Below are 25,996 nucleotides of genomic sequence, written 5' to 3' on the forward strand. Positions count from 1 at the left end.
CATGCGTATTCTTACCCTTGTTGCAGTGTTGATCGTGCCGCTTGCCGCGCAGGCTCAGGATCGCGCGCCGATCCTGATGGACGTGACTGAGACGCATATCCTGCCCCGGTTCGACAAACTGCCGGAAACGACGGGTGCTCTGGTCAGTGCCTCGCTGGTGGATTGCGACCCGACCTCACCAGCGCTGCGCGCGTCTTATGATGCTGCCTTCGACAGCTGGATTTCCGCAAGCCACCTGCGGTTCGGTCCGACCGAGGTTGAGGACCGCGCCTTTGCCCTGGCATTCTGGCCCGATACGAAAGGGTTCACCTCCAAGGCTCTTTCGCAGCACATCGCGATTGAAGATGACGCTGTGCAAAGCCCGGAGGCCTATGCCGAGACATCCATAGCGGGGCGCGGATTCTTTGCACTCGAAAGGATGTTGTACGATCCCGCTTTTGCCGAACCGGGCAATGCGGAATACCGCTGCGCGCTAATCAAAGCGATCACGTCGGATATTGATGCCAACGCCCGGGCGATGGCCGAGGACTGGCAAAGCTATGCCCCTAACCTGACCCGCCCCGGAGAGGACAGCCGCTACCGGACGCAGGACGAAGCGATGCAGGAATTGTTCAAGGCTTTGTCCACGGGCCTTGAGTTCACAGCCGACACACGGCTGGGCCGACCGTTGGGCACGTTCGACCGCCCGCGCCCGAACCGGGCTGAAGCGCGACGGTCAGAGCGGTCTTTGCGTCATGTGGAATTGTCATTGATAGCCCTGCGTGATCTTGCGGCGCGATTGTCCTTTGATTATCCCGAAACTGCCGCCGACCTGGATGCCGCCTTTGCGCGAGCCATCGAGAATGCCCAATCCATTGACGACCCGGCGCTGGCCGGTGTTGCGGATCCACAGGCCCGGTTCCGCATCGAGGCCCTGCAACAGTCTATCCACGATATTCGTGCCATTGCTTCGACTGAACTTGGCCCGACATTGGGCATCAGCGCAGGCTTTAATTCACTGGACGGGGACTGAACCATGACATCCCGCCGTCAATTTCTAGCTGGTCTGGCCGCAACCACCCTCTCGCCGATCCGCAGCTGGGCTTCAGTCGGGGCGCCTGATTTTCTGGCAGCCGGGCTGTTTCCGGACGGTTCCTATCGGCTGGCCGGACTGGATGCACAGGGAACGATCCTCTTTTCTGTGCCCCTTCCCGCGCGTGGGCATGCGGCGGCGGCACATCCGTTCAAAGCACAGGCTGTCGCCTTTGCGCGCCGTCCGGGCACCTTTGCCGTCGTGATTGATTGCGGGACGGGTTCACCGATTGCACAACTGGAGGCTCCGAAAGGTCGTCATTTCTTTGGCCACGGCGTTTTCTCAGCAGATGGTATGTATTTCTTTGTCACTGAAAACGATTACGAGGCCGGAGAAGGTATAATTGGTATCTGGGATGCCGAGACCTTTGCCCGGTTGGGCGAATTCCCGTCCGGGGGAGTGGGTCCTCATGATATGCGTCTGATGCCGGACGGGAATACGCTTGTGATTGCTAATGGCGGGATCGAAACTCATCCCGAGACCGGGCGTACAAAGCTGAACCTACCGACGATGGAGCCCAATCTGGCATATCTCACCCTGTCCGGCACCGTGCAGGATCAGATGTCTCTTTCGCACAGGCTCCACAAGAACTCGATCCGCCATCTGGCGGTACGTCAGGACGGGTTGGTGGGCTTTGCGATGCAGTGGCAGGGCAGCAAAGCCGAGCACCCGCCCCTGTTGGGCCTTCACCGTCGGGGAGAAGATCCGCGTCTACTGTCAGCACCCGAGCAGGATCAGAGCACACTGCAGGGCTATGCGGGCAGCATTGCGTTCTCGGCGGATGGTGCAACCATTGCCATCACCTGCCCACGCGGCAACGCGCTGCATCGGTTCGACAGTGCCTACGGCGCGTTTAAGGATGCGTTTGAGTTGCAAGACGTCTGCGGGCTTGGCTCCGGCGCAGACGGTTTGATTTTCACCACAGGAACCGGTGTGTTTGGCGAATTGACCAATACCGACCCTGTGATCCAGACCCGCGCAAAGTGCCAATGGGACAATCACTTGATCCCGATCCACTCGCCCGCGTGAAATTCGGATTTTTCTGTCACATAGTTTAGGCTTGGAAGAATCAAACTGCTGCCGTATTGGCGGGCGCGAAACTGGCACCCCTACGTTAAGGACCGACTTGATTGAAACAGACGCCCGACGCACCGCATTCCATCTACGGGGTTGAGAAATGGGGCAAAGGCCTCATCGAGGTGACGGAGCAGGGCGAGATCGGTCTGCGCAATCCCATGGCACCCGAGGCCGAAGCGATCAGCCTACCCGGTATTCTCAGCGATCTGGACGATCGCGGTATCAAAGCACCCATGGTCTTGCGCGTTTCGCCTTATCTGGAACACGAGATCGCGCAACTGAATGAAAGCTTCCGCGATGCAATAGCGCGCGTGGGCTATAAGGGCAGCTATCGCGGTGTGTTCCCGATCAAGGTGAACCAGCAGGCTCAGGTGGTCGACCGGATCGTCGAATTCGGGAAAAAGTACAACTATGGGCTCGAGGCCGGGTCCAAACCGGAATTGGTGATTGCGCTGGCGCACCGTCTGGCCAGCGAAGCGCTGATCGTTTGCAATGGTGTCAAAGATACCGAGTTCGTCCAGCTGGCAATCCTATCGCGCAAAATCGGGTTCAACACGGTCATCGTTCTGGAAAGCCCAAAAGAAGCCGACACGGTTATTGAGGTCTACAATGAGCTGGGCATCGAACCTTTGATCGGTGTCCGAGTGAAACTGACAAACCAGATAAGCGGCAAGTGGGAAGAAAGCTCGGGCGACCGCTCGGCTTTTGGCATGAACACCGATCAGCTGGTCGCCACGGTGGACAAGCTGAATGCGGCCGGTCTGCTGCATTGTCTGAAGTTGCAGCATTCGCATCTGGGATCGCAGGTACAGGACGTCAACGATGTGCGCCGCGCAGTTGGCGAGGCCTGCCGGTATTACACCGAACTGATTCGCGAGGGCGTACCACTGACCCATCTGGACCTCGGCGGCGGCATGGGTGTGGATTACACGGGCGAGAAAAAGGCGGCAGAGAACTCGATCAACTACACGGTCGAGGAATACTGCGCCAATGTCGTGGAAACCGTGGCCTACGCAATGGATGAGGCCGAGGTGGATCATCCCACGCTGGTCACCGAAAGTGGGCGGGCTGTGGTGGCAACTTCGTCCATGCTGCTGTTCAATGTACTGGAAAGCACGCTTTACGACGCACCAAGCGGCCCCGAGGTCGAAGCGGATGATCACCATCTGGTCTCGGACCTTGCTGCCGTGCATGGATACCTATCCAGCGATCGCCTTCAGGAATGCTGGAACGATGCCACATTCTACCGCAATGAGCTGCGCGCCCTGTTCCGTCGTGGCTATGTCGATCTGCGCCAGATGGCCCGGGCCGAGCGCATATACCTGTGCCTGATGGCCCGCCTGAAGGCGCTTGCAGCCAGTGATGATCTGGACACGGATGTGGATGACCAGCTTGAGAAAGTGGCCGATATCTACCACTGCAACTTTTCGCTGTTCCAGTCGCTGCCCGATGTCTGGGCCATCGATCAGCTGCATCCGATCGTACCCTTGCAGGGGCTTAACCAGACCCCGGACCGCCGTGCAGTCCTGTCTGACATCACTTGCGATAGCGACGGCAAGATCGACCGGTTCATTCTGGCGGATGGCGTCTCGCCCAGCCTGCCGGTGCATTCCCTGCTCGAAGACAGCGAATATTTCATGGGCGTCTTCTTTGTCGGCGCTTATCAGGAAACGCTGGGCGATCTGCACAACCTCTTCGGTGACACCAACGTCGTCACAATCGATTTGCGCGCGGACGGTGGCTTTGATCTGCTGCATGAACAAGAGGGCGACACGATCAGCCAGGTCCTGTCCTATGTCGAGTTTGACCCGGCCGACTGCGTCGCCGCCTTCCGCAAAATGGTGGACGAGGCGATTTCGACCGGTACTCTGATGGCCAAGGACCGCAAAACCCTGATGAGCGCCTATCGAGACTCGATCAACGGTTACACCTATTACGAATAAGAAGGAGACGTACCATGGGCAAAACACTGGTTGTCGGCGCGGGCGGCGTATCCCACGCCGCCGTGCACAAGATGGCGATGAACTCGGACATCTTCACCGAAATCACGCTGGCCAGCCGCACCAAATCGAAATGCGACGCCATTGCCAAAGCGGTGAAAGAGCGTGTAGGCGTTGATATCGCGACTGCCGAGCTGGACGCCTACAAGGTCGAAGACACGGTCAAGCTGATCAAGCAAACCGGCGCCGAAATCCTCGTGAACCTCGCCCTGCCCTTTCAGGATCTGGTGCTTATGGACGCCTGCCTCGAGGCCGGTATCCACTATCTCGACACCGCCAATTACGAGCCCGAGGACGAGGCCAAGTTCGAATACCACTGGCAATGGGCCTATCAGGAACGGTTCAAACAGGCCGGTCTAACCGCCATCCTTGGCTCGGGCTTCGATCCGGGTGTCACATCCGTGTTCGCCACATGGCTGAAGAAACACAAGCTGGACACGATCCGCCAGATCGATGTGCTGGACGCCAATGGCGGCTCAAACGATCAGGAATTCGCCACCAACTTCAACCCCGAAATCAACCTGCGCGAAGTGCTGGCAGAGGTGCGTCACTGGGAAGGCGGCGAGTGGAAACACTCCCCGGCGATGACTCACAAGGTCGAGTTCGACTTTCCCGCCATCGGACCCAAGAACATGTATCTGATGTATCACGAGGAACTGGAGTCGCTCTCGACCCACTTCCCCGAGCTCGAACGCGCCCGCTTCTGGATGACCTTCGGCGACGCCTACATCACCCATGCCAAAGTGCTGGAAAATGTTGGCATGACCCGCATCGACCCAGTGATGCACGACGGCAAGGAAATCATCCCGATCCAGTTCCTGAAAACCCTGCTGCCCGATCCCGGCGATCTAGGGGCGGAAACCAAAGGTAAGGCCTGCATCGGTGATATTGCCACAGGTCAGGCCAAGGACGGCTCGGGCGAAAAGACCTATTATATCTACAACATCTGCGACCACGAGGAATGCTATGCCGAGGTCGGCAGCCAGGCCGTCAGCTACACCACCGGCGTCCCCGCGATGATCGGCGCGGCGCAGGTGCTGAAAGGCAATTGGCGCGAGGCAGGTGTGTGGAACATGGAACAGCTCGACCCCGATGATTTCATGGACATGCTGAACACTCATGGCCTTCCATGGCAAGTCCACGAGCTCGACGGCCCGGTCGAGTTCTAAGTCCAGAACTTCATCTGGAAAAATATACCTCGGGGGTCCGGGGGCAGAGCCCCCGGCCTCTCCACAATCGGAGACGCCGGACATGTCCGACATGATGACCACACAGGCCGGTGACGCCGGAGCTTTTCGCGACTTCGATCTCAGTCGCGTGCAAACGCCTTGCTTTGTGGTGGATGAGAAGGCTGTAGAGCAAAACCTTCGCACCCTCGCAGATGTCGGTACCCGGTCCGGTGCCTATGTTTTGAGTGCTCTAAAAGCGTTTTCGATGTTCGCGCTGGCCCCGCTTGTCCGCCAGCACCTTGGCGGCACCTGCGCCAGCGGAATTTTCGAGGCCCGGCTGGGCCGCGAGGAATATGGCGGCGAGGTCGCAACCTTCTGTGCCGGATACAAAGACGCCGACATCGACGAAATCCTGTCTCTGTCAGACCACATCATATTCAACTCACCGGCGCAGAAGGATCGGTTCCTTACCAAGGCACAGGCTGTGGGCGTTCAGGTCGGATTGCGCATCAACCCGGAACATTCCGAAGGCGAGATTCCCAAATACGATCCGTGCGCGCCCTGTTCGCGCCTCGGGACGCCCGTCAGCCAACTGACCAAAAACACGCTGACCGGAGTAGACGGCCTGCATATGCATACGCTCTGTGAACAAGGGTTCGAACCTTTGCAGCGCACGTGGGCGGCCGTTCAACCCAAAATCGCCCCGTTCATTGGCCAACTTAAATGGCTGAACTTCGGCGGCGGCCACCACATCACTCGCGACGACTATGATCGCGACGGGCTGGTGGCTTTCATCAAGACAATCCGCGAAACCTACGGCATCGACGTGTATCTCGAGCCCGGTGAGGCCGTGGCCTTGGACGCAGGTATTCTGGTTGGTGAAATCCTCGACCTGCCGAGCAACGACATGCCCCTTGCGATCACCGACATCTCGGCCACCTGCCATATGCCCGACGTCATCGAAGCCCCTTATCGCCCCGCCCTGATGGGCGAGGCCGAAGCAGGTCACACCTATCGTCTGGGCGGACCGTCATGTCTGGCGGGCGACGTGATCGGAGATTACACGTGGGACAAGCCGCTGGAGATAGGCCAGCGTTTTGCCTTCCTTGATCAGGCGCATTATTCGATGGTCAAGACCAACACGTTCAACGGTGTTCCCTTACCGACTATCGCCCTGTGGAACAGCGAAACGGACGAGTTGAGGATCATCAGACAGTTCGGCTATGACGACTTTAAGGACAGACTCTCATGAGCATTTTCCTCGACAGTGAACTGACCGCATCCGAGCGCACTGAAGACGCCCGGTTTCGCGTGATCCCTGTGCCGCTGGAGCGCACAGTGTCTTACGGGTCAGGCACCGCGAAAGGCCCCGAAGCGATCATTGAGGCCAGCAACGAGCTGGAACGCATCACTGGTCACGCCGAGCCGTGTGTCGAAGGCATCTTCACCGAAGAGCCGCTGGATTGTGACGCGGCACTGCCCGAAATCATGGAGCGCCTTGCCCAACGGACCGAGGCGGCCGCTCGCACCGGTAAGGTGCCGGTGACACTGGGGGGCGAGCATTCACTCAGCTACGGCGCAGTGATGGGTGTAGCACGCGCATTAGGACAGCCTGTCGGGATCGTGCAGATCGACGCCCATGCCGACTTGCGCAACGCGTATCAGGGTGAAAAACACTCCCACGCCTCGGTCATGCATCTGCTGGCCGAGGAAGGTATCAGGCTGGCTCAGTTCGGCGTGCGCGCCTTTTCCATCGAGGAAGCAAAAAGCCGTCTGAGTAACCACGTCTTCCATGTCGATGCCGAGGAACTGGTGACAGGCCATATCCATTCGGTCGATCTGCCCGAGGATTTCCCCGAGCTGGTGTATGTCAGCTTTGATGTCGATGGGCTGGACCCGGCGCAGATGCCCGCGACCGGCACACCGGTCCCCGGCGGGTTGGGTTATTATCAAGCGCTGCGTCTGGTGGAACATGCGCTGAAAGGGCGCAAATGCGTGGGCTTTGACGTGGTCGAACTGGCTCCGAATGGAAATGCCGCTTGGGACTTTACCGCAGCGCAAATCGTCTATCGCCTGATGGCAAGCTGCTGAACGGGCTGGCGGGCCGAACTGGCCCGCCTGATCTGGTTCCTAGTCGGTTTTGCCATCATCGGCGGTTTCGTTCAGTTCCATATGGCCGCCGCCCTTGGTCAGCACCCGTCGCAGCATCGGTTCAAAGAATTCCAGCGGTTTGGTCGGGTAATCCGGGTCAAAGGCGCATTGATCATACTCGTGGCAGAAATAGCGGCAATCTTCCCAATAGGGGCTGTCGCGATATTTATCCCGTGCATTGCGGTCACCGCCCAGATGGTGGTTGTAATAGTACCCCTGGAACACACAGTGGTGTTTGAGGATCCAATAGGTTTTCTCGCTGACATAAGGCTTCATCATAGCCGCTGACAGCTCTCCATGGTTATAGGGCGACAGGATATCGCCGGTGTCATGTACCAGGGCTGCGATGATGATCTCTTCGTCCGCACCATCATTATGGGCTCGGGTCGCGGCCTGCAGGCTGTGCTGATACCGGTTGACCGGATACGGCGTCCACTCTTCGTCCAGAGACCGGATGGCGTCCAGAATACGATCCGGCAGGGCCGCATTATAGGCGTCTTCGTAGTCCATGACCGCCAGGAAATCTTCCTTGGTGGCGTTTTCAAAACTGGTCCAGGTGGGTTTGTGGTTTTTGTCCAGCATGACTGATCCTTTGGCGGGTTTCCTTGTCTTCAGGATACTCTGAGTCTGGTCTGGAAAAAAATGAATTGATTTTATCGCTCTGATCAAAAAATACTTTCGACATGCAAACCAAAGCTCTGGAAACTTTTCTCTGTGTGGCTGAGGCTGGTGGCTTTCATGCCGCCGCCCGTAAGCTGAATGTCACCCAGACGGCAGTCAGCGCGCGTATTCGTCTGATCGAAGAGGAAACCGGCAGGGCGCTGTTCACGCGCGGTGCAGGGGGCACTGGGCTGACAGAGTTTGGCAGACAGTTCAAACCCTACGCGGAACAGATGCTGTCCCTTTGGGAATTTGCATCGCGCGACCTGCCGCTGCAGGCACAGAACCGCCCGGCGCTGCGGTTGGGCGCCCAGCTCAGCATCTGGGACCCGTTGCTGGTGGACCTGGCCGTTCGGTTTGAACAGCGCTTTGGCAAATTGTTGCTGACGCTGAACTATGATCACGATCTGAACATGGTTGAGGCTGTGGCGACCCATGTGCTGGACGCGGCAATCACGCATGAGAAGCCATCGGATCGACGTGTCACGTGGCACGAGCTGGAACCGGAGCTTTTGTCTCTGGTGCGAACGCCGCAAGCTGTATCGGCGGAAGATAATCTGGTCTTCGCCAACCTTGAACTGGGCGAGGTTTATCAGGACCACGTTAGATCGGCTGCGCGACGGGCATCTGGGCAGACCGTGTTTCTGGGCAATTGCATGATGGCGCTGCGATATGTCCTGCAACGAGGCGGAAGCGGCTATTTTCCCGACTACGTCATTTCCGAGCATCTGGCCCTGGGCGAGCTTATCCGGGTCAGGAACAGTGTCAGCCTGCCGCTGCCGATGTATCTGGTCGCTCGCGGAGATCACGAGGAATTTGACGACATTCGTAGCTGCCTGGAGGATCTTCGGAGCTAGGAATCAGGCCGGTGTCGGCATGGTTTGCGACTCGCGCGCGCGTTTTCGCAAAAGCGGGCGGCCGGCAACAAGCAGGAAGAGAGCCGAGATCAGCACGCCTATGATTGCGGGAAGATAAAGCAGGATCCAAAGCTCCGGGTCGTCAATCACCACTGGGGATACAAACCCGCGCACACCTTCGAGCAGCACGAGAATGGTGAAGGCACCCAAAATCTGAGGCCATAATCCAAACCGGGAAAAGCTGCCCAGCATCAGGGTCGAATATCCGGCCAGAGCCACGGCAATACAAATTGCGATCCACGAAAACCGCTGGTGCAGTTCTTCAATCAGTTTCCCCGGGCTGAACCCTTCCTCGGCTGAAATCGCTTCGCGGTCGCGGATCAAATCGACGGTTGGGATCGCCTCGAGACTGCGACGGGCCATCGGGCTTGAGTTCGTCAGTTCCGAAATGTCGTAGGAGGCATCCTGAAACAGCGTCGAGGACAATACTTTGCCCTCTTGGTTCAGTCGCAACGCAACCCCGTCAACCATCACAAGGTGGATGCCGCTTCCGTTGTTGACCAGATAGGCCGTCACGCTGGAATAGCTGACCACGTTTTCAGGATCGCGCCGGTCCGAGACGAAGACCTCATGAAGTGTGCCGTCCAGATCGATATTGCCTATGTAAACTGTGACACCTTCGGCAGGGTGCAGAAATTCACCTTCGTTCAGCAGCTGCGCGGTGACATCCCCCGCAACCTCGGCCTGCCGGAATTCAAGCTGTTCCACCGAGGCCGGACGCAGAAACACGCTGATGATCGCCATCATCACCCCGGTGATCATCCCAAACAGCATAACCGCACGGGCCAGCCGCCAGGGGCTGGACCCGGTGGCCAGCATTACAGTCAGCTCACTTTCGCGACTCAGTCGGTTGGTGGCATAGACGGCTGCGGCAAACACTGCCATGGGCATGACCGTGCGGATCAGGGTCGGAAGGGTCAGTGCCGTGAATTCCAGAAACACCATCGCCGACTGACCACCGCTGATGACCCTGTCAAACAAGCTGACCGAACGGGTAATCCAGAAGACACCGACCAGTACGAGGGTGAAAAAGCCAAACAGAATCAGCAATTGCCGCAGGAAATATCCATCAAAACGCGACATGGGCCCTCGTGCGTGTGTTCGTTTGCAGCGGACACTAGGGTATTCCGCCAGCAGAGGGAACAGTGATCAGGCACCACGGACTGTCTGTGTGCGATGGGTTCTCAAATCGCAGGCCTGCCTCTTTGAACACAGTGGGCTGCAAGATAGATCTTTGTGGAAATGGCGCTTCGTGCCACATTTCAAAGATTGATTAGAAAGGAGTTTCTCACATGGCACTGTTTTTTTCGCGCCGTACCTATAACGCGCAAAAGAAGAAATTCACTTTAAAGCCGGCAGCAAAAACCAGATATGTGCACATCACCCATCAAAGCCCGGGTGGTAAAATCCGCAAGGGCAGCATCGTCAAAAAGGCAAAATGGCTGGATCTTGTGCGCCAGGAGGGCGGAGATTCGGCCATCCTGATCTATGTCCACGGTTTCAACACCAGCCAGAAGGACATGCTGGACCGGCTGGGGAAAATTGAAAACGGCGTAAGGGCCCAAGGGTTTCAGGGGGCTGTTGTCGCCTTTGATTGGCCAAGCGACGGGTCTGTCCACACCTATGACTCGGATCGCTCCGATGCCAAGGCGGTGGCCCCTCATCTGGTGGGGGACGGGATTCTGCCACTGTTGAGCATGTCTCCGAGACCCAAGGTTCACATCATCGCGCATTCCATGGGCGCGCTTGTTGTGCTGCGCGCCTTCTCGGAATTCGGGGATTCGGCCGGACCGGGGAACAAGATCTGGTCCGCGGATCAGGTCATGTTCGCATCGGGCGATGTCGATGCGGACTGGCTGGAAAAAGGCGCTTGGGGGGATCTGGTTCTGAAGAAACGCAGCAAGCGGTTTACCAACTATTACAGCCGCAAAGACAAGGTTCTGGCCCTGGCCGGTGGGCTTGTTCACGGCGGGCGTCGGCGTGCGGGTCGTGTTGGAATGCCAAAGCTGACTTCGAAAGGTCATTGGGACATTTATTGCGACGACCAATACATGCGAGACGTGCCCAAGGGACAGCGCAAGATGATGAAATCCCATCGCTGGTGGTTCGACAGCGACGGGTTTTACCAAGACGTTGCCCTGACGATCGACGGCCATCCGGCAAAAACAATGCCGACCCGGCACAAGACAAACATAGGGGATCAGGCGCTGCTGGCCTGACAGACCACTCAGCCAACGCCCGGTCACTGACGCACGGCCTGTATTGACGGGTTTTGCGCGAAATCGGACGTTGACAGATTTACTCTGTTTTCTAACCCCAGTTGGCCGAATTCAATCGTTTGGACCCGCCGTTTGCTTCTGACTTTGTTGAACAGAAACGATCTCTTGCGGAAGGTTGAGGCTTTGCCACATTTTGCAGGTCTCAACCGTATCGCTCTATTGGCCAGAAACAGAAAGGGCGCGCCCAACCACAAGCGCGCCCTAGTCACAAGGGAGAGACTGAAAAACTTGCGCTCTGAACCGAACCTGAGCGCCAACTCGTTAATACCCCGAGTTAACCAGACGTCCCGAAGACATTCAGTGACGCTGTTCACATTCAGGGCAGTTTTGTTACCGGTTTACTGTACTTGATAGCTCTGCACCGCGACTCTCAAAGACGATGCGCGTCGCGTTTGAAGTAACCGACCTGTCCAAACCGCGATCAGAATCGGCGCAACCCAAAGCCGCGCTATGTACGATTGCCGATTAACATTTTGATTTGGATGGCAGGGGCAGCAGGGTTCGAACCCGCGACCTACGGTTTTGGAGACCGTCGCTCTACCAACTGAGCTATACCCCTGTGGTGCGCCCCAGATATGCCAGCCGCGCGGCGGACTCAAGAGGCTTTTTTAGATTCCACACCACTATCTGATCCGACAAACAAGTTGCGCAAAATGTGCAGTGCGATAAGACAAGGTCCGGTCAGCAAAAGGAACCCCGCGTGAACCTCCGCAAGAAAATCGCAGACAGCGAAATCGTGCTGAACTGGGTGGCACGTTGGATTGCCAGTTACATCCGGCTGGTCCACCGCAACACGCGCTGGCAGCGCATCGGGTATGAAGAGCTGGACCAATTGGCCGAACAGGGTGAACCGGTCATCGTTGTGCTCTGGCACCAACGGCTGGCGCAATCGCCGTATTTTTTTCCGTTGGACAAGGGTCGTATCTGTTCGATCACGTCTTCCGCACGAGCGGGCAGCATGGTGGGCCGGGTGCAGCAACTGTTCGGCATGGATACGATTGCCATGTCCAGCCACAAGCGGCACGTTGCTTTGTCACGCGAAGTGCTGGGGAAGATGAAACAGGGTATTTCCATCGGTATCGCCGCAGACGGGCCACGCGGGCCAGAGCGGGTGTTGTCAACCGTGCCACTGGTTTGGGCCCGCACATCAGGCAAGCGAGTGTTCTGCATTACTTTTTCCGCGACACACGGTCGCGAAGCGGGAACATGGGATCGCCTGCTGATGCCCCGCCCTTGGCGCAATCAAGGAGTGTTTCTCTGCCGCGAGTGGACCGAAGCGGTTCCGCGCAAAGCGAGCGAAGAGGGATTCGAAGCGCTACGCCTGAACCTTGAACAGCACATGAACGACATCACCGCGGAAGCCGATCGCATGGTCGGGCGTGAGCCGTGGTTCCCCAGAGCCTAACCGCCCCTCAGGCGTTGCATCAGATAGACTTCGCTGCCTTCGGGGATCGGTTCGGTCAAACCCGTCGCAATTACACGACCATCAATCGCGATGGAGACCCCGGCATCAATGGGCGCCTGCAGTTGCGGGTGAGCGTGGACAAGGGCACGCAACAGCTCTCCGGTGGTTTTGGCTTTGACCTCAACCACCTGCTGGCCCCCGGTCAGTGACCGGAGGCCGGACCAGAGATGGACCTCAACCATTACCCTTGAGCGCGGCCAGAATACGCGGCGGGGACATCGGCAGTTGCTTCATCCGCACACCAGCTGCGTTCGACACCGCGTTTGCGATGGCGGCCAGAGGCGGCACGATACCCGTCTCGCCCACACCGCGCACACCAAACGGGTGGCCGGGGTTTGGCACTTCGACGATCACCGTGTCGATCATCGGCAGGTCACTTGCGACCGGGATGCGGTAGTCGAGGAAGATCGAGTTCTGTAGGCGTCCATCTTCGCCATAGACATATTCCTCGTTCAACGCCCAGCCGATACCCTGCGCGGCGCCACCCTGATACTGGCCCTCGACATAGGTCGGGTGGATCGCCTTACCGGCATCCTGAATGACCGTATAGCGTGTGACGCAGGTTTTCCCGGTTTCCGGATCGACCTCGGCATCGACAATATGGGTGCCAAAGGACACGCCAGCACCTTCCGGGGTCGCTTCGAAATGGCCCGAGATCGGGCCGCCGGTGGAGCCCATATCGGCAGTGATATCGGCCAGCGGCATCGGATCGAAATCACCTGCGTTGGGGCCCGAAGGCACCGCGCAGCCGTCTTCCCATTTCACCGCATCAGTCGGGATACCCCACTTGGTCGCTGCACGTTCACACAGCCGTTCAACCGCGTGTTTGGCCGCTTTGATAGTCGCGAGACCCGACGCATAAGTCACCCGGGAACCATGGCTGACGTCGTTATATCCCAGCGAAGCGGTATCAGCGACGGTGACCCGGATATTCTCATACGGGATGCCCAACACTTCGGCCGCCATCAGTGCCATGGATGCGCGCGAGCCACCAATGTCCGGTGTACCAACCATCAGCTGTGCCGAGCCATCTTCGGACAAGGCCAAGGACACACTGGTCTCACCACCATGGTTGAACCAGAAGCCACAGGAAATCCCGCGCCCCTGCCCCGGCTTCAGCGGTGCCGTGTAATGCGGGTGCGCCTTGGCGGCTTCCAGCGTTTCGACCAGACCGATACGCTCATAAGTCGGGCCATAGCTGGCCTTGGTACCCTCATGCGCGGCATTCTTCAGGCGTACATCGACCGGGTCTAGACCCAGCTTGTTGCACAGCTCATCAATCACCGATTCAACCGCAAACGCCCCCATCGGCGCGCCCGGAGCTCGGTACGCCGCCTGTTTTGGCCGGTTCGACATCACGTCGTATCCGATTTGCTTGACGTTGGTCAGGTTGTAAGGCGCAAAGGCGCACATCGCAGTCATATCACCGGGCGCACCCGGAAAGGCCCCGCCTTGGAGACGGAAGACGCCTTGGGCCGCCGTAATGGTGCCGTCCTTCTTCATGCCGATCTTGATATCCATCGACGCAGATGAGGTCGGTCCGGTGGCGCGGAACACCTCGGACCGGGTCATCACGATCTTGACCGGACGGTTGGCCTTGCGGCTCAGCGCCAGCGCGACAGGTTCGATGAACACAGTCGTCTTGCCGCCAAACCCACCGCCGATCTCGGACGCAGTAACGCGCAGCTGCGACGTTTCGATGCCCAGCAACGCAGCACAGGTCTTCTGCGCAATCCAGTGGCCTTGTGTGGTGCACCACAGCTCACCCTTGCCGTCATTGCCCAGCATACCCAGACAGGCGTGGGGTTCGATATAGCCCTGATGGGTCGCCTCGGTGACAAAGCTGTCTTCGGTCACCAGATCGGCCTCTGAAAAGCCAGCCTCGACATCACCATGGCCGCTTTCGTGATAGCGAACCACATTGGGATGCATCCCTTCCGGCACGGAATAGTCCGCAGCACCTTCACGGATCACCGGCGCGTCTGGGGCCATTGCCTTGTCCACATCGGTGACGTGTGACAGCACATCGTATTCAACTTCGATCAGCTTGAGTGCGTCACGCGCAGCCAGGGCAGAGGATGCCGCAATCGCAGCCACCGCGTGGCCGTCGTAAAGAGCTTTCTCGCCAGCCATGACGTTTTCCAGAACATTCCAGAATTCGCCTTCCAGACCGGGTTTGAAAGGCACTTCCGCAAAATCCGCGCGGGTCACGACGGCTTTGACATCCTTATGTGCCTCGGCCTTCGACGTATCGATCTTCACGATCCGCGCATGGGCATGCGGGGATCGCAAAACAGCGCCGTGCAACATACCCGGGGCCGAGATATCCGCACCGAACTTGGCGCGACCTGTGACTTTATCCAGACCGTCAGGACGGTTTGGACGGGTGCCAACAAATGTGAAATCCGATTTACGATCGTCCAGAGCCATTATGACGCCTCCCGCAATTCAGCGGCCGTATCCATTACGGCGCGAATGATTTTGTCGTAGCCGGTACAACGGCAAAGATTGCCTGCCAGCCAATACCGGGTCTCTTCCTCGGTCGGGTTCGGGTTCTTTTCCAGCAGCGATTTGGCCGCCACCAGAATGCCTGGTGTACAGATGCCGCATTGAAGCGCGGCGTATTCGATCATCTTCTGTTGCAGCGGATGCAGAACGTCGCCCTCGGCGATGCCTTCAACAGTAGCGATCTGCTTACCCTCGGCCTCGACCCCCAGCATCAGGCAGGAACAGACCAGACGGCCATCAACTGTGACAGAACAGGCACCGCAATCACCGGTGCCGCAGCCCTCTTTCGCGCCGGTCAGGTTCAGCTTGTCGCGCAGACAGTCCAGCAGGGTTTCGCGCGGGTCACAGAGGTATTCAACCGCGTCTCCGTTCACGGTGGTGGATACGTGGAGCTTGCTCATGCGTTTTCTCCCTTTGCGCGGGCATAGGCGATTTTCGCGGCGCGTTTGGCCAAAACGCCAGCGACTTCGGTACGGAATTCGATCGTGCCGCGCTTGTCGTCAATTGGGTTGCAGGCCGCAGACGCGGCAGCGGCCAGTGCATCCAGGGCCGCATCGTCCAAAGTGCTGCCAAGGATGGCCTTGGCGCAGTCCTCAACCAGCAGAACGGTCGGAGCGACCGCGCCCAGCGCAACGCGGGCCTCGGTGATAGTATCGCCGTCCAGCCGCAAGTCTACACCAACGCCGACCACTGCGATGTCCATTTCGGTGCGCGGGATGAAGCGCAAATACGCATCGCCTGCATTGTCGCCGCGGGCGGGGATGTTGACGGCCGAGACCACCTCACCCTTGGTCAATGAGGTCTTGCCGGGACCGGTCGGAATGTCTTCGACCGCGACCTCACGCATGCCATCCGGTCCGGTGACCGTGACTGTCACACCAGCTGCAACCATGGCAGGAACGGAATCAGCCGCCGGTGATCCGTTGCACAGGTTTCCGGTCAGCGTCGCACGTCCCTGCACTTGCGTCGAGCCGATCAGGTCCATCGCCTCGACCACGCCGGGCCAATCCTTGCCGAGCTCTGGGTGCTCGCTCATCTCTGCACCGGTTGTGGCCACGCCCAGCGTCCAGCTGCCATCGGCATTGCGGGTGATGTCGTGTACCCCGTTGATTTTCTTGATATCGATCAGTGTGTCAGGCGTCACCAGTTCCGAGCGCAGCTGCACCAGTACATCGGTACCGCCTGCCAAAAAGCGTGTGATGCCCGTCGCGTTTGCGGCCAGAGCCGAAGCTTCGGCAAAGCTGGCGGGGCTGTGATAATTCATGAAGCTACCTCGTACCTGTTTGTCAGGAATATCTGGGTTCGCGGCGACGTTAATTCACGCCTCACCCGGCGTCCATGGGCCGAACGACCAAAATTCAATTTTCAGATGTCGCTTTTAGGCAGGGTTCAGAGATCGATTTCGATCACCCCGTCCGGTTCCGCAGCGCGGCTTTGACACAGGATCATGGCTCCTTCGCGCTGTTTTCTGGACAAAACGAAATCCCGGTGCTCGACCTCACCTGAAAGAACACTGCATTTACACACCCCGCAGATGCCGTCCGAGCATTTCACATCAACGTGAAAACCGGCCTCATTCAGAACTTGCGCGGCATCTTTCTCGGCTGGTACTGGCAATGTCCGGCCCGATTGCGAAAGCTTCAGAGAAAACGGGTGGTTTTCATATTCGGGCGTGTCGGGAACCGAGAAATATTCGAGATGCCGCGCCTCCTCAGGGAAACCTTGCCGCTCTGCCGCTTGTATCACCCCATCCATGTAACGGTCGGGACCGCAGGTGTAGACGTGCCAGCCCTCCTTGTGCCCCGACAAGATCGCATCCATATCGGCGCGGGTACCTTCATCCGAGAAATGGTAGTGAACGCGATCTGCCCAAGGCATCGCGGCCAGATCCGCCAGATACCCTGCCCCGTCCCGGGTGCTGGCTGAGTAGTGCAACTCGAACTCCTGACCCAAAGCGTGCAGGCGATGGGCAAAGGCAATCATCGGAGTGATGCCGATGCCGCCGCCCATAAGGAAGGTTTTGGTTGCCGTTTCATCCAGTTCAAAGTGGTTGATCGGTTTCGAGATGAACACCTTGCGCCCTTCATTGAAAATACGATGCAGCAGGGCCGACCCGCCGCGCCCTTCATCCTCGCGCAGCACTCCGATCTGATAGGTTGCGCGATCCGACGGATCTCCGGACATGGAATATTGCCGCAGGAATTCCGGTGCGACCAATACGTCCAGATGTGCGCCCGCTGTCCATCCCGGCAGGGGCGCACCGTCCAGTGGTGAGAATTCATATTTCGTTACATCCGCAGTCATTTTGTCGACTTTGGTCACCGCAACCCGCATCACCGGCGCGTCACCGGCAATCTGGTAACGGTGGATGATCGTCATATCGCCAGTCGCTTTGCGCGCCTTGTACTCATCGGCCGTGACCATGGCCTCGTAGGCGGCAATCCCGGCCTCACGATCCATTGCGAACGGATAAGGCCACGGGTGCGGCGCCAGATAGGCCGGATAGACAGCCAGCGTCTGATTCTCGTATTTCAGGTCCAGGTCTTTTTGCAGATCGCGCCGGTTCAGCGGATGAGATGTTGGGCGATAGGCACCGTCGGGCTGAAGCTCGATATCCCACCACCATTTCTTGATGTCGTTCAGGCCACCGTTGCCGACTGCGTCGTCCAGTTTGGCCAGTGCAGGCGCAGCAGAGGGGATGTTCATCGCGGCCCAGCGAAACGGGCGTTCCTTGAAGATGCCTTCGAGGTTCCATGGGCAAGTCTTCATGCATCGCCCGCACATCGCGCCACCCGGCGTTGTTACGCGGTAAGTGGCGCATTTCTGGCTGTCGGATTTCCAGATTTCATAGCCGTTGAACATCAGTTTCGGCCCGGCGGTGATCGCGCCCGAGGGGCATTCGCGCGCGCATTTGTTGCAGCTTTCGCAAAAGCTTTGCAGGCCGAAATCAATAGGCTGGTCATGATCCATCGGCATATCTGAAGTCACTGCACCGGATTTCAGGCGTGGGCCAAGGTAGGGGTTCAGAATGACCTCACCAATCCGGCTGACCTCACCCAGACCAGACAGCAACAGCAGCGGAGGTTGCAGAACCTCGCCATCCATCACCGTATGAGCCTTGGCCTTGTAACCCAGGTTACGGATTTGCTGGGCAATCACACCCCCGAGCAACGAGAATCGCAGATAGGCACGCATGGATTGGGCGACGCTGATCCAGTCATCGCCGCTGGCACCTTCCATCGTTTCATAGCCCTGATCGATGATCATGCTGATGGCCTGATCATGGGGCGGCACGATTTCTTCGCCCGTTGCGTCATGGGAATACCACGCCCATTCGGGACACCGGCTGAGGCCCACGGCATCGACTCCCAGGAAATAGGTCGCTGCCTTGATATTTGCTGCATTTCGTTGGGCATCAGTTGGCAGGGGCACATCCGTGCTTTCGCCATCCTGTAACAGCACGAAGGCCCCCAAAGCGCGGCGTTGCGCAAAGCTGGGCGCGGCCTTGCGGACGTAATATCCACCTTTCGCAGCGTCTTGCAGCGATCTGCCCATATCCCCGAATTGGGCACGGGCGAACATATCGGCGCGTTTGGGAACGCGAGCGACATTGGCTTCGTCGATATAAGTAGTAGGGGTCTCGACCCGCTTGAGCTTCTCGAAGGGATGCGCCCCATCCACATAGCGCCGTTTTGTATAAGGATCGCGGTTAAGGGCATTCTTGGCAAAGCCCGCTCCCAACCACCAGGCTGGGCCCTGCGTCTGAAACCACGGCTGTTGCGCCATAGGCTGAAGCGGTCGGTCATGGGTAATCGGCATCTCGGTTGTCACAGCGGCCAGACCAAAACGCTTGCCCAGCCATGGCGCGACGATCTCGCCACCTTCAATTGAGGCCAGCCCGCTGGCCACAGCCAGCTTGCCCAGATCAACTTCGGTCGACATCATGCTATGCGCCCGTGCATCAAAACCCAGCAGGCGGATATAGTTGGCAATAACCACCGCGTTCTCGGTCGCCAGCAGGCAGGCCCGGTGATCCTGCGCGTCGATTATCCAATCCGCACCGGGTTCAGACGGGTCGGGGTCGCGATTGTGTTCATACAAAAAGACAATGCTGTGTCGATGGCTGCCCATCGGCTTGGGCGCGGCCTCCATACTGTCTTTTAGATCGGCCATGATAATGTCGATCCCGGAGGCCAGTGTTTTGGTCTGCCGGGTGCGCAACGCATGGGCAAGCCGATCGATATCGGGATTGCGGCGCGGTTCATTCAGCAATGCATCAGAAGGCAAATGTCCGCAGCCCATCATCGACGCATCGTTGAAATATCCAAATGCTTTCATATGGTTGGCACGCTCAAGTGGGTCTGATGGAATCTCTGACGCAACCGGGTTCACCAGCCCGTCGCGGATGGCGTCCATCATCGCCTGAAACTCTCCCATCGCGTTGACGATGCTGTCGGGTTGTTCCGGACGGTGAAAACTCAGGTCGGGCATTGAAGGTAAAAGCGACAGGTCAGGCATGTCATCCTGCCGGGCCAGCCGTTCCAGTGGGTAACGACCCATGTGAACGGGTCGGTTTTTATCCGAGAAAAAGCGGATCCCCATCGTATGCCTCCTGATGCTGCACGACCCCTAACCCGCCATGGACAGCAAAACCATTCATGCTTAATCATAAACGATATGAGAAGAATTGATTTCACTGATCTGGACGGCAAAGTCCTGCGCACGTTTCTTACCATTCTCGAGGAAAGCTCTGTCTCAAAAGCCGCGGACCGGTTAGGTGTCACGCAATCGGCGATCAGCCATACACTGGCTAAACTGAGAACAGTGTTGGGCGACCCACTGTTTGTCCGTTCCGGACAAGGCCTGACCCCGACTGAACGCGCCCTGTCCCTGAAAGAGCCTGCGCAGAAAGTGCTGGATGGGATGCGCGCGCTAACCGAAGGACGGCCATTCGACCTACTGTCTGAACAGATCGATTTCCGCATTGCCACCAATGACATGCCGCGCGATTTGATCTTTCCGCAGCTGCTTCGCGAAACCCGCGCTGAAGGCGCAGGTCTGCGGTTGGAATTCATCGCCTCCGGCGTGCCGGGCCTCGATCTGCTGCGCAGTGACCGGTGCCAGTTGATGCTGACGCCGCTGCCGCCGGACGGGCCGGATATCTTTCAGAAACGCCTGATGACCAGCCCTCTGATGGTGTTCTATGACGCCGCACAACGAAGACCGCCGGACAGTTGGCAGGCCTATTGCGACAGCGAACATGTCGAGGTGCGCTTTGCTGATGGCCGCAACGCCCGCGCCGTCATGCGCGGCGTTGATCAAAGCCAGATCAGGCCAGCGGTTGTGACCCTGCCGCATTTCAACGCAATCCCGGCCTTCGTGCAGGGCAGCGACCTGATCTCGACAGACACCGCACTAATGAAGCAAGGTCCGCTGGCTGCGCTGGATTGCGCGCCACTGCCTTTCGAGTGCGCACCTGTGTCCATCTACATGGTCTGGCATCAAAGATCGACCAACGACCCCGCGCACCGCTGGTTACGCGCCCGAATCGAAGCCATCGCGGCCACCCTTCAGACCTGAGACAACAGCCAGCTGCGCATGATATCGACCAGTTGTGGCTGACGCGGCTTGCGCGGCGCGACAACGTAAAATCCCAGATCTTCAATCAAGACGTCCTCCAGCGGTTGGACAAGGCGTCCTGCGACAACCTCAGGCGCGACCAGCGGCGCGTTGGCCAGCGCAATTCCCTGGCCCGAAAGTGCGGCATCAATAGCCAGACTGGTTTGACTGAAGCTCATCATCCGAGGCTTGCCACTTACGCCCACCCGTTCCAGAAACAAGGGCCACAGCCCGTGAGTATCATTCAGCAGCACTTGTCCCAGCAGATCGCTGGGATTGGTGACTTGCCGAGCGATGGCAGGGCTGCACACCGGGATGAATTCGGTTGAGAATAATGGCACAGCATCCAGTTCAGACCCAAAGGGTGCCCTGCCCTGCCTGACCGCCAGATCAACCCCGTCCGATTTGAAATCTGCCAGACGTTCGCGCGCATCCACCTGAACCGAGATATCCGGATGCAGGTCGGTGAACCCCGACAATCGCGGCACCAACCATTTCGAGGCAAAGCTGGGTGTGACTGACAAAATGATCCGACGATCCGGAGATAATTCTTCTACAGCTTCTTCGATCAATCTGAAGGCCCGGCGCAAAGGAGCATGAATCCTGCGCCCGGCTTCGGTCAGCCTCAAGCCGCGTGGCAGACGATCAAATAGCACTTCGTCCAGTCGCGCCTCAAGCCCGCGCACCTGCTGCGCGACGGCACCTTGGGTCACGCCCAATTCCTCGGCGGCCAGTCGAAAATTCAAGTGACGTGCGGAAGCTTCGAAAGCCCGCAAGGCGTTCAGGGGTGGAAGGGCTGCCATGGTTTTGTCCTGTAGATTTTCTACAGCATAAAGCTAGCAGAACTGATTGGTCAAACCGGGCTTCGGCAGCCATCTTGGGATCAAATGAAAACGGAGAGATCAGATGGAAAAAGTAGCTCTAATTACCGCAGGCGGCAGCGGCATGGGTGCGGATTCCGCGCGGAGGCTGGCGGCGGACGGATATAAAGTGGGCATTCTGTCCGCCTCGGGCAAAGGCGAAGCCTTGGCGCATGAGCTGGGTGGCGTCGGCGTTACCGGCTCGAACCAATCCACCGAGAACTTACAGAAGCTTGTCGATGCAGCTATGGCCCATTGGGGGCGCGTTGACGTTCTGGTCAATTCCGCCGGTCACGGTCCCCGTGCCCCGGTCCTTGAGCTGACGGATGAGGACTGGCACACCGGCATGGACGTCTATTTCCTGAACGCGGTCCGTCCGACACGGCTGGTGACCCCGATCATGCAGGCACAAGGTGGCGGCTCGATCATCAATATCTCAACCTTTGCCGCGTTTGAGCCCGACCCGGTATTTCCAACCTCGGGCATTTTTCGGGCCGGACTGGCCGCCTTCACCAAGCTGTTCTCGGACAAATACGCTGCCGATAATATCCGCATGAACAATGTCCTGCCGGGCTTCATCGACAGCCTGCCCGAAAAAGAAGAGTTCCGCAGCCGCATCCCGATGGGGCGCTATGGGCGCAGCTATGACGAGATTGCCTCGGTCGTCGCTTTGCTGGCATCAGCAGGGGGCGGGTATATCACCGGGCAGAATATCCGGGTGGATGGGGGTATCACCCGGTCTGTCTGAACTCAGAACCGCGCCTTTATCAGATGTGTCAGTGCCGCGCCGGATTCGAAAAAGGCGCGGCGCACGCGTGTCCAGCTTTCGTGATGCTCGGACACGGCTGGAACCGGCAAGAGAGAGAGGTCATCCGCCAGAAGGCTTTCGGCCATCATGCGACCGAACACCGTGCCCGGTCCGATGCCGCGCCCTGAATACCCGTGCGCAGCCAAAGCGTTGGGGCCAATCTGCGTGATCTTCGGGATGTGATCTGAAGTCATCGCGATGCGCCCGTGCCATCCCTGTTCAAATGGCTGATCAGCCAGCTGCGGATAGAGCTCGGCCAGCTTGCGTCGAACCCAGCCAGAATGTGCACCTTGGCCCGCATTTCCCAGATCGCCCATGCCACCAATAATCATCCGGCCCGCCTGATCCAGTCGGAAAGACGTCATGACCAGCCCGGTGTCCCAGCACCCTTCTTCCTGCGGCAGAATGCTGGCGCGCAAGTTGTGGGACAAAGGGGTCGTAGCGTATTGGAAGTAGTAGACCGGCACATAGGCAGGCGCGGTATCCGGTAACGCAAGATGATAGGCATTTGTTGCCTGGATGACCGATTTGGCACGAACTTTCCCACCCGGTGTCGTCAGGACCCACTGACTGCCTTGATGTTGCATCGCCTGTACAGGGCTTTGCGCATGTATCTGGGCCCCCACCTGTGACGCCGCACGCGCCAAACCCACCGCATAGGCCAGAGGCTGTATTGTTCCTGCACGCGGATCGAACAAGGCACCGTGAAAAGCTGCGCTGCCGGTCCGTTCAAAGGCCTGGTCCGCTGACACCAACTCCACCGGCGCACCGACCACTCTCAGCTGTTCATGACGCTTTTGCAGGTCCTTCAACCCAGAGGCGGAATGCGCGCAATGGAGTGTTCCGTTGCGCACAGGCTCACATGCGATGCCGTGTTCTTCGATCAAGGAAAAAACGTCTGACGGAGCTTTGGCCAGCAAATCGATCAGGCGGTCTCCCACCTCTGTACCGATATGCGCGCGGATGTCGACTGGTGGTAGCCACAACCCGGCATTGACCAGACCCACATTGCGACCCGATCCGCCATACCCGATCTCCTGAGCCTCCAGCAAACAGACCGAGGCACCGGCGCGGGCTGCCGCCAAAGCCGCTGAACATCCGGTGTATCCGCCACCAATGACGGCCAGATCAACCGTAGCGTCAGCGGTCAGAGGCGGAGCTGTAACCGCCTCGGCGCAAGTGGTCCGCCACAGGGCATGTTCGGGATCGTTCACGTTGGGCCTCTGAATCTTTTCGGCGGATCATCATACCGATACCACCCCTTTGCAAGCGGCCATTTATCCGGGTGGTCACGAAGAAAAAGACCCCGCAGGCGCAGGCTTTGCCCGGGCCTGCCCGGCCCAACCGGAGGAAGCATTCCGTCAGGAATGATGACGACGGGCGGGAGGCCGCCCAGATACCCTCAGACGTCGAGTGATCGCGCGATCAACTCTTTCATGACCTCATTGGTGCCGCCATAAATCATCTGCACCCGCGCATCCGCATAAAGGCGCGCGATCGGGTATTCCATCATGAACCCATAACCACCGAACAGTTGCAGGCATTCATGCATGATTTCGTTCTGCACTTCCGAGCCCCAGTATTTGGCCATCGAGGCCGTGGCCGCGTCTAGCTCACCTGCTTCCAGCTTGCCGATACAATCATTGACAAAGCTGCGCAGAATCTCGGCCTTGGTCTTGCATTCCGCCAGCTTGAACCGGGTATTCTGGAAATCCATCACCCGCTGCCCGAAAGCTCTGCGCTCCTGCACATATTTCACCGTTTCAGCGATGGCGAAGTCAATCGCGCCTAGCGCCATAATCGCGATGTTCAGCCGTTCCCAGGGCAACTGTTTCATCAGCTGGTAAAAGCCCTGCCCTTCCTCGGGCCCCAAAAGGTTGGTCATCGGCACTTTGACATCTTCGAAAAACAGCTCGGCCGTGTCGTTGCCTTTCATGCCCAGCTTCTTGAGGTTCCGCCCCCGGCGAAATCCTTCGGACCCGTCGGTTTCTACGACGATCAATGAAACACCACGGGCACCAGAGGACTTGTCCGTCTTGGCGGCGACAATGATCAGATCTGCCGTCTGTCCATTGGTGATAAATATTTTCGAGCCATTCAACCGGTAAGAGTTTCCGTCTTTCTCGGCCATGGTTCGAACCGCCTGAACGTCCGAGCCGGTGCTGGGTTCGGTCATCGCAAGCGCACCGACCATTTCGCCCGTGGCCAGTTTGGGCAGCCATTTCAGCTTCTGGTCTTCGCTGCCATAGGCAGTGAGGTAATGCGTCACGATCGACTGAATGCCATATCCCCAACCGGCATCTCCCCGCGCGCCCTGTTCGTAAGCGGTGATGGCGTCAAAGCCCATGCCACCACCGACACCGCCATATTCCTCGGCGATCGCCCCGGCCATCAGCCCGGTTTCACCCGCCTTGCGCCAAAAATCCCGATCCACAACACCGTTTTCGACCCAGGTATCGATATTGGGTGACATTTCGTCATCCATGAACCGACCCGCCATATCCGCGAACATGCGGTGTTCGTCAGTGACCCATGCCGCAGTCGAAGTGAAAAGTGACATCTTACGCTCTCCAATCAATCTTTCCTGAAAGGCTAGCGCTGTGTTCGATTCACGCCAATCCTTGTGACGCGGCGTCCCTTTGAGGAACAACGCAACGTTCCTCAGCCTGCAATGTCAGAGAATCCTTTTGACTGGCGGGGTTAAGCCAGTTCTTTGGCCAACAGGTGTTTGGCCGCATCCTTGGCGTCTTCAGCCGGATCGCAGTTCTTGAGCAGAACGGCGGATACGATTGCTCCCTCTTGCAACAGCACGATCTGACACGCGAGTTTTTGAGGATCATGCGCGCCGGCCTGTTGGGCTACTATCGTAAAATGTTCCAGCAAAAGCTGTTTGTGTTCCGCGGCCTGTACATGGATCGGGTGATCCTTATCCTGATACTCGGCCCCGGCCTTGATGAACAGACAGCCCCGGAAGCCGTCTTCCTCGAACCATTCTTTCAGGGCATCAAAGCTGGCGATGATTTGCTCGGCCGGTGTTTCCGCCATTGCGTCGACGCGCTGAAAAAACCAGTTGCGGAAATTCTCATCCCGCAGACGAAGCGCAGCCACGATCAGGTCTTCCTTGGTGCGGAAGTGCTTGTACATCGACGTCTTGGACACGCCCGTTTCCACCACCAGCTTGTCCATGCCGGTCGCGTGAAACCCATCGCGGTAAAAGACCTTCAGGGCCTTGCTGACCAGTTCATCCCTTTTGTTTGGGCGCATGATTCGGCTCCATGGTGTACCGTTCTGTACATATTATCCTGGGGCGCGAAGTACAATGGCATCCATTCAACTTGCTGTTTTAATTAAACTTTTTGAACCACTCGGTCTCATTGTGAAATTTTGTCAAAATTCCCCTTGCTTAAGTTA

The 25,996-nt window shown here is 58.2% G+C and carries 22 protein-coding genes and 1 tRNA gene; 11 read left to right on the plus strand and 12 right to left on the minus strand.

Annotation, left to right across the window (positions count from 1 at the left end):
- Position 1: 1 nt before the first annotated feature.
- The 6 genes from Q0816_RS15845 (at position 2) to speB (ending at position 7,409) form a co-directional block, all read left to right on the plus strand.
- On the plus strand, positions 2-1,012 hold the full coding sequence (locus Q0816_RS15845) for an imelysin family protein (protein WP_298852268.1): 1,011 nt from the start codon (positions 2-4) through the stop codon (positions 1,010-1,012).
- Between the two features lie 3 nt (positions 1,013-1,015).
- Positions 1,016-2,101 (plus strand): DUF1513 domain-containing protein, encoded by a 1,086-nt coding sequence (locus Q0816_RS15850; protein WP_298852269.1) that lies wholly within the window; start codon positions 1,016-1,018, stop codon positions 2,099-2,101.
- A gap of 101 nt (positions 2,102-2,202) precedes the next feature.
- Positions 2,203-4,092: a biosynthetic arginine decarboxylase gene (gene speA, locus Q0816_RS15855; RefSeq protein ID WP_298852271.1), complete on the plus strand. Its 1,890-nt coding sequence runs from the start codon at positions 2,203-2,205 to the stop codon at positions 4,090-4,092.
- 14 nt (positions 4,093-4,106) lie between these two features.
- Positions 4,107-5,318: a saccharopine dehydrogenase family protein gene (locus Q0816_RS15860; protein WP_298852272.1), complete on the plus strand. Its 1,212-nt coding sequence runs from the start codon at positions 4,107-4,109 to the stop codon at positions 5,316-5,318.
- Between the two features lie 82 nt (positions 5,319-5,400).
- Positions 5,401-6,570, plus strand: coding sequence for a carboxynorspermidine decarboxylase (locus Q0816_RS15865; protein WP_298852274.1), 1,170 nt, complete (start codon positions 5,401-5,403; stop codon positions 6,568-6,570).
- Positions 6,567-7,409 carry an agmatinase gene (gene speB / locus Q0816_RS15870; protein WP_298852276.1) on the plus strand — a complete coding sequence of 281 codons (843 nt, stop codon included), beginning with the start codon at positions 6,567-6,569 and terminating at the stop codon, positions 7,407-7,409. The genes Q0816_RS15865 and speB overlap by 4 nt, the downstream gene beginning before the upstream one ends.
- Before the next feature lie 39 nt (positions 7,410-7,448).
- Here speB and Q0816_RS15875 read toward each other — a convergent pair whose 3' ends face one another.
- A complete protein-coding gene (locus Q0816_RS15875; protein ID WP_298852277.1) occupies positions 7,449-8,051 on the minus strand; it encodes an HD domain-containing protein in 603 nt (200 codons plus the stop codon).
- Between the two features lie 101 nt (positions 8,052-8,152).
- On the opposite strand from Q0816_RS15875, the gene Q0816_RS15880 reads away from it, so the two are divergent.
- Positions 8,153-8,986, plus strand: a complete 834-nt coding sequence (locus Q0816_RS15880; protein ID WP_298852278.1) for a LysR family transcriptional regulator — start codon at positions 8,153-8,155, stop codon at positions 8,984-8,986.
- A gap of 3 nt (positions 8,987-8,989) precedes the next feature.
- Here Q0816_RS15880 and lptF read toward each other — a convergent pair whose 3' ends face one another.
- On the minus strand, positions 8,990-10,129 hold the full coding sequence (gene lptF, locus Q0816_RS15885; protein WP_298852279.1) for an LPS export ABC transporter permease LptF: 1,140 nt from the start codon (positions 10,127-10,129) through the stop codon (positions 8,990-8,992).
- Positions 10,130-10,338: 209 nt separating this feature from the next.
- Here lptF and Q0816_RS15890 point away from each other — a divergent pair, with 209 nt between their 5' ends.
- The gene (locus Q0816_RS15890) at positions 10,339-11,265 is read left to right on the plus strand and encodes an alpha/beta fold hydrolase (protein ID WP_298852280.1); all 927 of its coding nucleotides are present in this window, start codon (positions 10,339-10,341) and stop codon (positions 11,263-11,265) included.
- A gap of 543 nt (positions 11,266-11,808) precedes the next feature.
- Here the strand turns inward: Q0816_RS15890 and Q0816_RS15895 are convergent.
- Positions 11,809-11,884 (minus strand) — tRNA-Trp (locus Q0816_RS15895).
- A gap of 141 nt (positions 11,885-12,025) precedes the next feature.
- Between Q0816_RS15895 and Q0816_RS15900 the strand changes: the two genes are divergently transcribed.
- A complete protein-coding gene (locus Q0816_RS15900; RefSeq protein ID WP_298852281.1) occupies positions 12,026-12,730 on the plus strand; it encodes a DUF374 domain-containing protein in 705 nt (234 codons plus the stop codon).
- On the opposite strand, the gene Q0816_RS15905 is transcribed toward Q0816_RS15900, so the two are convergent.
- The 5 genes from Q0816_RS15905 to Q0816_RS15925 all read right to left on the minus strand — a co-directional run bounded on the left by Q0816_RS15905 (position 12,727) and on the right by Q0816_RS15925 (position 19,900).
- Positions 12,727-12,972: a MoaD/ThiS family protein gene (locus Q0816_RS15905; RefSeq protein WP_298852283.1), complete on the minus strand. Its 246-nt coding sequence runs from the start codon at positions 12,970-12,972 to the stop codon at positions 12,727-12,729. The two genes, Q0816_RS15900 and Q0816_RS15905, sit on opposite strands and share 4 nt — an antisense overlap.
- Entirely contained in the window at positions 12,965-15,220 is a 2,256-nt protein-coding gene (locus Q0816_RS15910) for a xanthine dehydrogenase family protein molybdopterin-binding subunit (RefSeq protein ID WP_298852285.1), read from the minus strand. Before Q0816_RS15910 ends, Q0816_RS15905 begins: the two co-directional genes overlap by 8 nt.
- On the minus strand, positions 15,220-15,699 hold the full coding sequence (locus tag Q0816_RS15915) for a (2Fe-2S)-binding protein (RefSeq protein ID WP_298852289.1): 480 nt from the start codon (positions 15,697-15,699) through the stop codon (positions 15,220-15,222). The genes Q0816_RS15910 and Q0816_RS15915 overlap by 1 nt, the downstream gene beginning before the upstream one ends.
- On the minus strand, positions 15,696-16,562 hold the full coding sequence (locus Q0816_RS15920; protein WP_298852291.1) for a xanthine dehydrogenase family protein subunit M: 867 nt from the start codon (positions 16,560-16,562) through the stop codon (positions 15,696-15,698). The genes Q0816_RS15915 and Q0816_RS15920 overlap by 4 nt, the downstream gene beginning before the upstream one ends.
- Before the next feature lie 125 nt (positions 16,563-16,687).
- Positions 16,688-19,900 (minus strand): 2Fe-2S iron-sulfur cluster-binding protein, encoded by a 3,213-nt coding sequence (locus Q0816_RS15925; protein WP_298852293.1) that lies wholly within the window; start codon positions 19,898-19,900, stop codon positions 16,688-16,690.
- Positions 19,901-19,975: 75 nt separating this feature from the next.
- Here Q0816_RS15925 and Q0816_RS15930 point away from each other — a divergent pair, with 75 nt between their 5' ends.
- Complete coding sequence (locus tag Q0816_RS15930) at positions 19,976-20,878, plus strand: LysR family transcriptional regulator (protein WP_298852295.1); 903 nt, start codon at positions 19,976-19,978, stop codon at positions 20,876-20,878.
- On the opposite strand, the gene Q0816_RS15935 is transcribed toward Q0816_RS15930, so the two are convergent.
- The gene (locus Q0816_RS15935) at positions 20,869-21,720 is read right to left on the minus strand and encodes a LysR substrate-binding domain-containing protein (RefSeq protein ID WP_298852298.1); all 852 of its coding nucleotides are present in this window, start codon (positions 21,718-21,720) and stop codon (positions 20,869-20,871) included. The two genes, Q0816_RS15930 and Q0816_RS15935, sit on opposite strands and share 10 nt — an antisense overlap.
- A gap of 103 nt (positions 21,721-21,823) precedes the next feature.
- Between Q0816_RS15935 and Q0816_RS15940 the strand changes: the two genes are divergently transcribed.
- Positions 21,824-22,525 carry an SDR family oxidoreductase gene (locus Q0816_RS15940; RefSeq protein ID WP_298852302.1) on the plus strand — a complete coding sequence of 234 codons (702 nt, stop codon included), beginning with the start codon at positions 21,824-21,826 and terminating at the stop codon, positions 22,523-22,525.
- A 2-nt stretch (positions 22,526-22,527) separates the two neighbouring features.
- On the opposite strand, the gene Q0816_RS15945 is transcribed toward Q0816_RS15940, so the two are convergent.
- The 3 genes from Q0816_RS15945 to Q0816_RS15955 all read right to left on the minus strand — a co-directional run bounded on the left by Q0816_RS15945 (position 22,528) and on the right by Q0816_RS15955 (position 25,849).
- Positions 22,528-23,799: an FAD-binding oxidoreductase gene (locus Q0816_RS15945; protein WP_298852304.1), complete on the minus strand. Its 1,272-nt coding sequence runs from the start codon at positions 23,797-23,799 to the stop codon at positions 22,528-22,530.
- Between the two features lie 188 nt (positions 23,800-23,987).
- The gene (locus Q0816_RS15950; protein ID WP_298852305.1) at positions 23,988-25,145 is read right to left on the minus strand and encodes an acyl-CoA dehydrogenase family protein; all 1,158 of its coding nucleotides are present in this window, start codon (positions 25,143-25,145) and stop codon (positions 23,988-23,990) included.
- Positions 25,146-25,285: 140 nt separating this feature from the next.
- Complete coding sequence (locus tag Q0816_RS15955) at positions 25,286-25,849, minus strand: TetR/AcrR family transcriptional regulator (RefSeq protein WP_298852308.1); 564 nt, start codon at positions 25,847-25,849, stop codon at positions 25,286-25,288.
- Positions 25,850-25,996 lie beyond the last annotated feature (147 nt).

The sequence above is a fragment of the uncultured Ruegeria sp. genome (assembly GCF_947497005.1).
In the GTDB taxonomy this organism is placed as follows: Bacteria; Pseudomonadota; Alphaproteobacteria; order Rhodobacterales; family Rhodobacteraceae; genus Ruegeria.

Bases quoted from the DNA above. Each gene is read 5' to 3' on its own strand.
- Q0816_RS15920 (WP_298852291.1), bottom strand. From the start codon at position 16,562: ATGAATTATCACAGCCCCGCCAGCTTTGCCGAAGCTTCGGCTCTGGCC.
- lptF (WP_298852279.1), bottom strand. From the start codon at position 10,129: ATGTCGCGTTTTGATGGATATTTCCTGCGGCAATTGCTGATTCTGTTT.
- Q0816_RS15850 (WP_298852269.1), top strand. From the start codon at position 1,016: ATGACATCCCGCCGTCAATTTCTAGCTGGTCTGGCCGCAACCACCCTC.
- speB (WP_298852276.1), top strand. From the start codon at position 6,567: ATGAGCATTTTCCTCGACAGTGAACTGACCGCATCCGAGCGCACTGAA.
- Q0816_RS15955 (WP_298852308.1), bottom strand. From the start codon at position 25,849: ATGCGCCCAAACAAAAGGGATGAACTGGTCAGCAAGGCCCTGAAGGTC.
- Q0816_RS15910 (WP_298852285.1), bottom strand. From the start codon at position 15,220: ATGGCTCTGGACGATCGTAAATCGGATTTCACATTTGTTGGCACCCGT.
- Q0816_RS15875 (WP_298852277.1), bottom strand. From the start codon at position 8,051: ATGCTGGACAAAAACCACAAACCCACCTGGACCAGTTTTGAAAACGCC.
- Q0816_RS15860 (WP_298852272.1), top strand. From the start codon at position 4,107: ATGGGCAAAACACTGGTTGTCGGCGCGGGCGGCGTATCCCACGCCGCC.
- Q0816_RS15845 (WP_298852268.1), top strand. From the start codon at position 2: ATGCGTATTCTTACCCTTGTTGCAGTGTTGATCGTGCCGCTTGCCGCG.
- Q0816_RS15925 (WP_298852293.1), bottom strand. From the start codon at position 19,900: ATGGGGATCCGCTTTTTCTCGGATAAAAACCGACCCGTTCACATGGGT.
- Q0816_RS15935 (WP_298852298.1), bottom strand. From the start codon at position 21,720: ATGGCAGCCCTTCCACCCCTGAACGCCTTGCGGGCTTTCGAAGCTTCC.
- Q0816_RS15930 (WP_298852295.1), top strand. From the start codon at position 19,976: ATGAGAAGAATTGATTTCACTGATCTGGACGGCAAAGTCCTGCGCACG.
- Q0816_RS15905 (WP_298852283.1), bottom strand. From the start codon at position 12,972: ATGGTTGAGGTCCATCTCTGGTCCGGCCTCCGGTCACTGACCGGGGGC.
- Q0816_RS15890 (WP_298852280.1), top strand. From the start codon at position 10,339: ATGGCACTGTTTTTTTCGCGCCGTACCTATAACGCGCAAAAGAAGAAA.
- Q0816_RS15915 (WP_298852289.1), bottom strand. From the start codon at position 15,699: ATGAGCAAGCTCCACGTATCCACCACCGTGAACGGAGACGCGGTTGAA.
- Q0816_RS15880 (WP_298852278.1), top strand. From the start codon at position 8,153: ATGCAAACCAAAGCTCTGGAAACTTTTCTCTGTGTGGCTGAGGCTGGT.
- Q0816_RS15940 (WP_298852302.1), top strand. From the start codon at position 21,824: ATGGAAAAAGTAGCTCTAATTACCGCAGGCGGCAGCGGCATGGGTGCG.
- Q0816_RS15950 (WP_298852305.1), bottom strand. From the start codon at position 25,145: ATGTCACTTTTCACTTCGACTGCGGCATGGGTCACTGACGAACACCGC.
- Q0816_RS15865 (WP_298852274.1), top strand. From the start codon at position 5,401: ATGTCCGACATGATGACCACACAGGCCGGTGACGCCGGAGCTTTTCGC.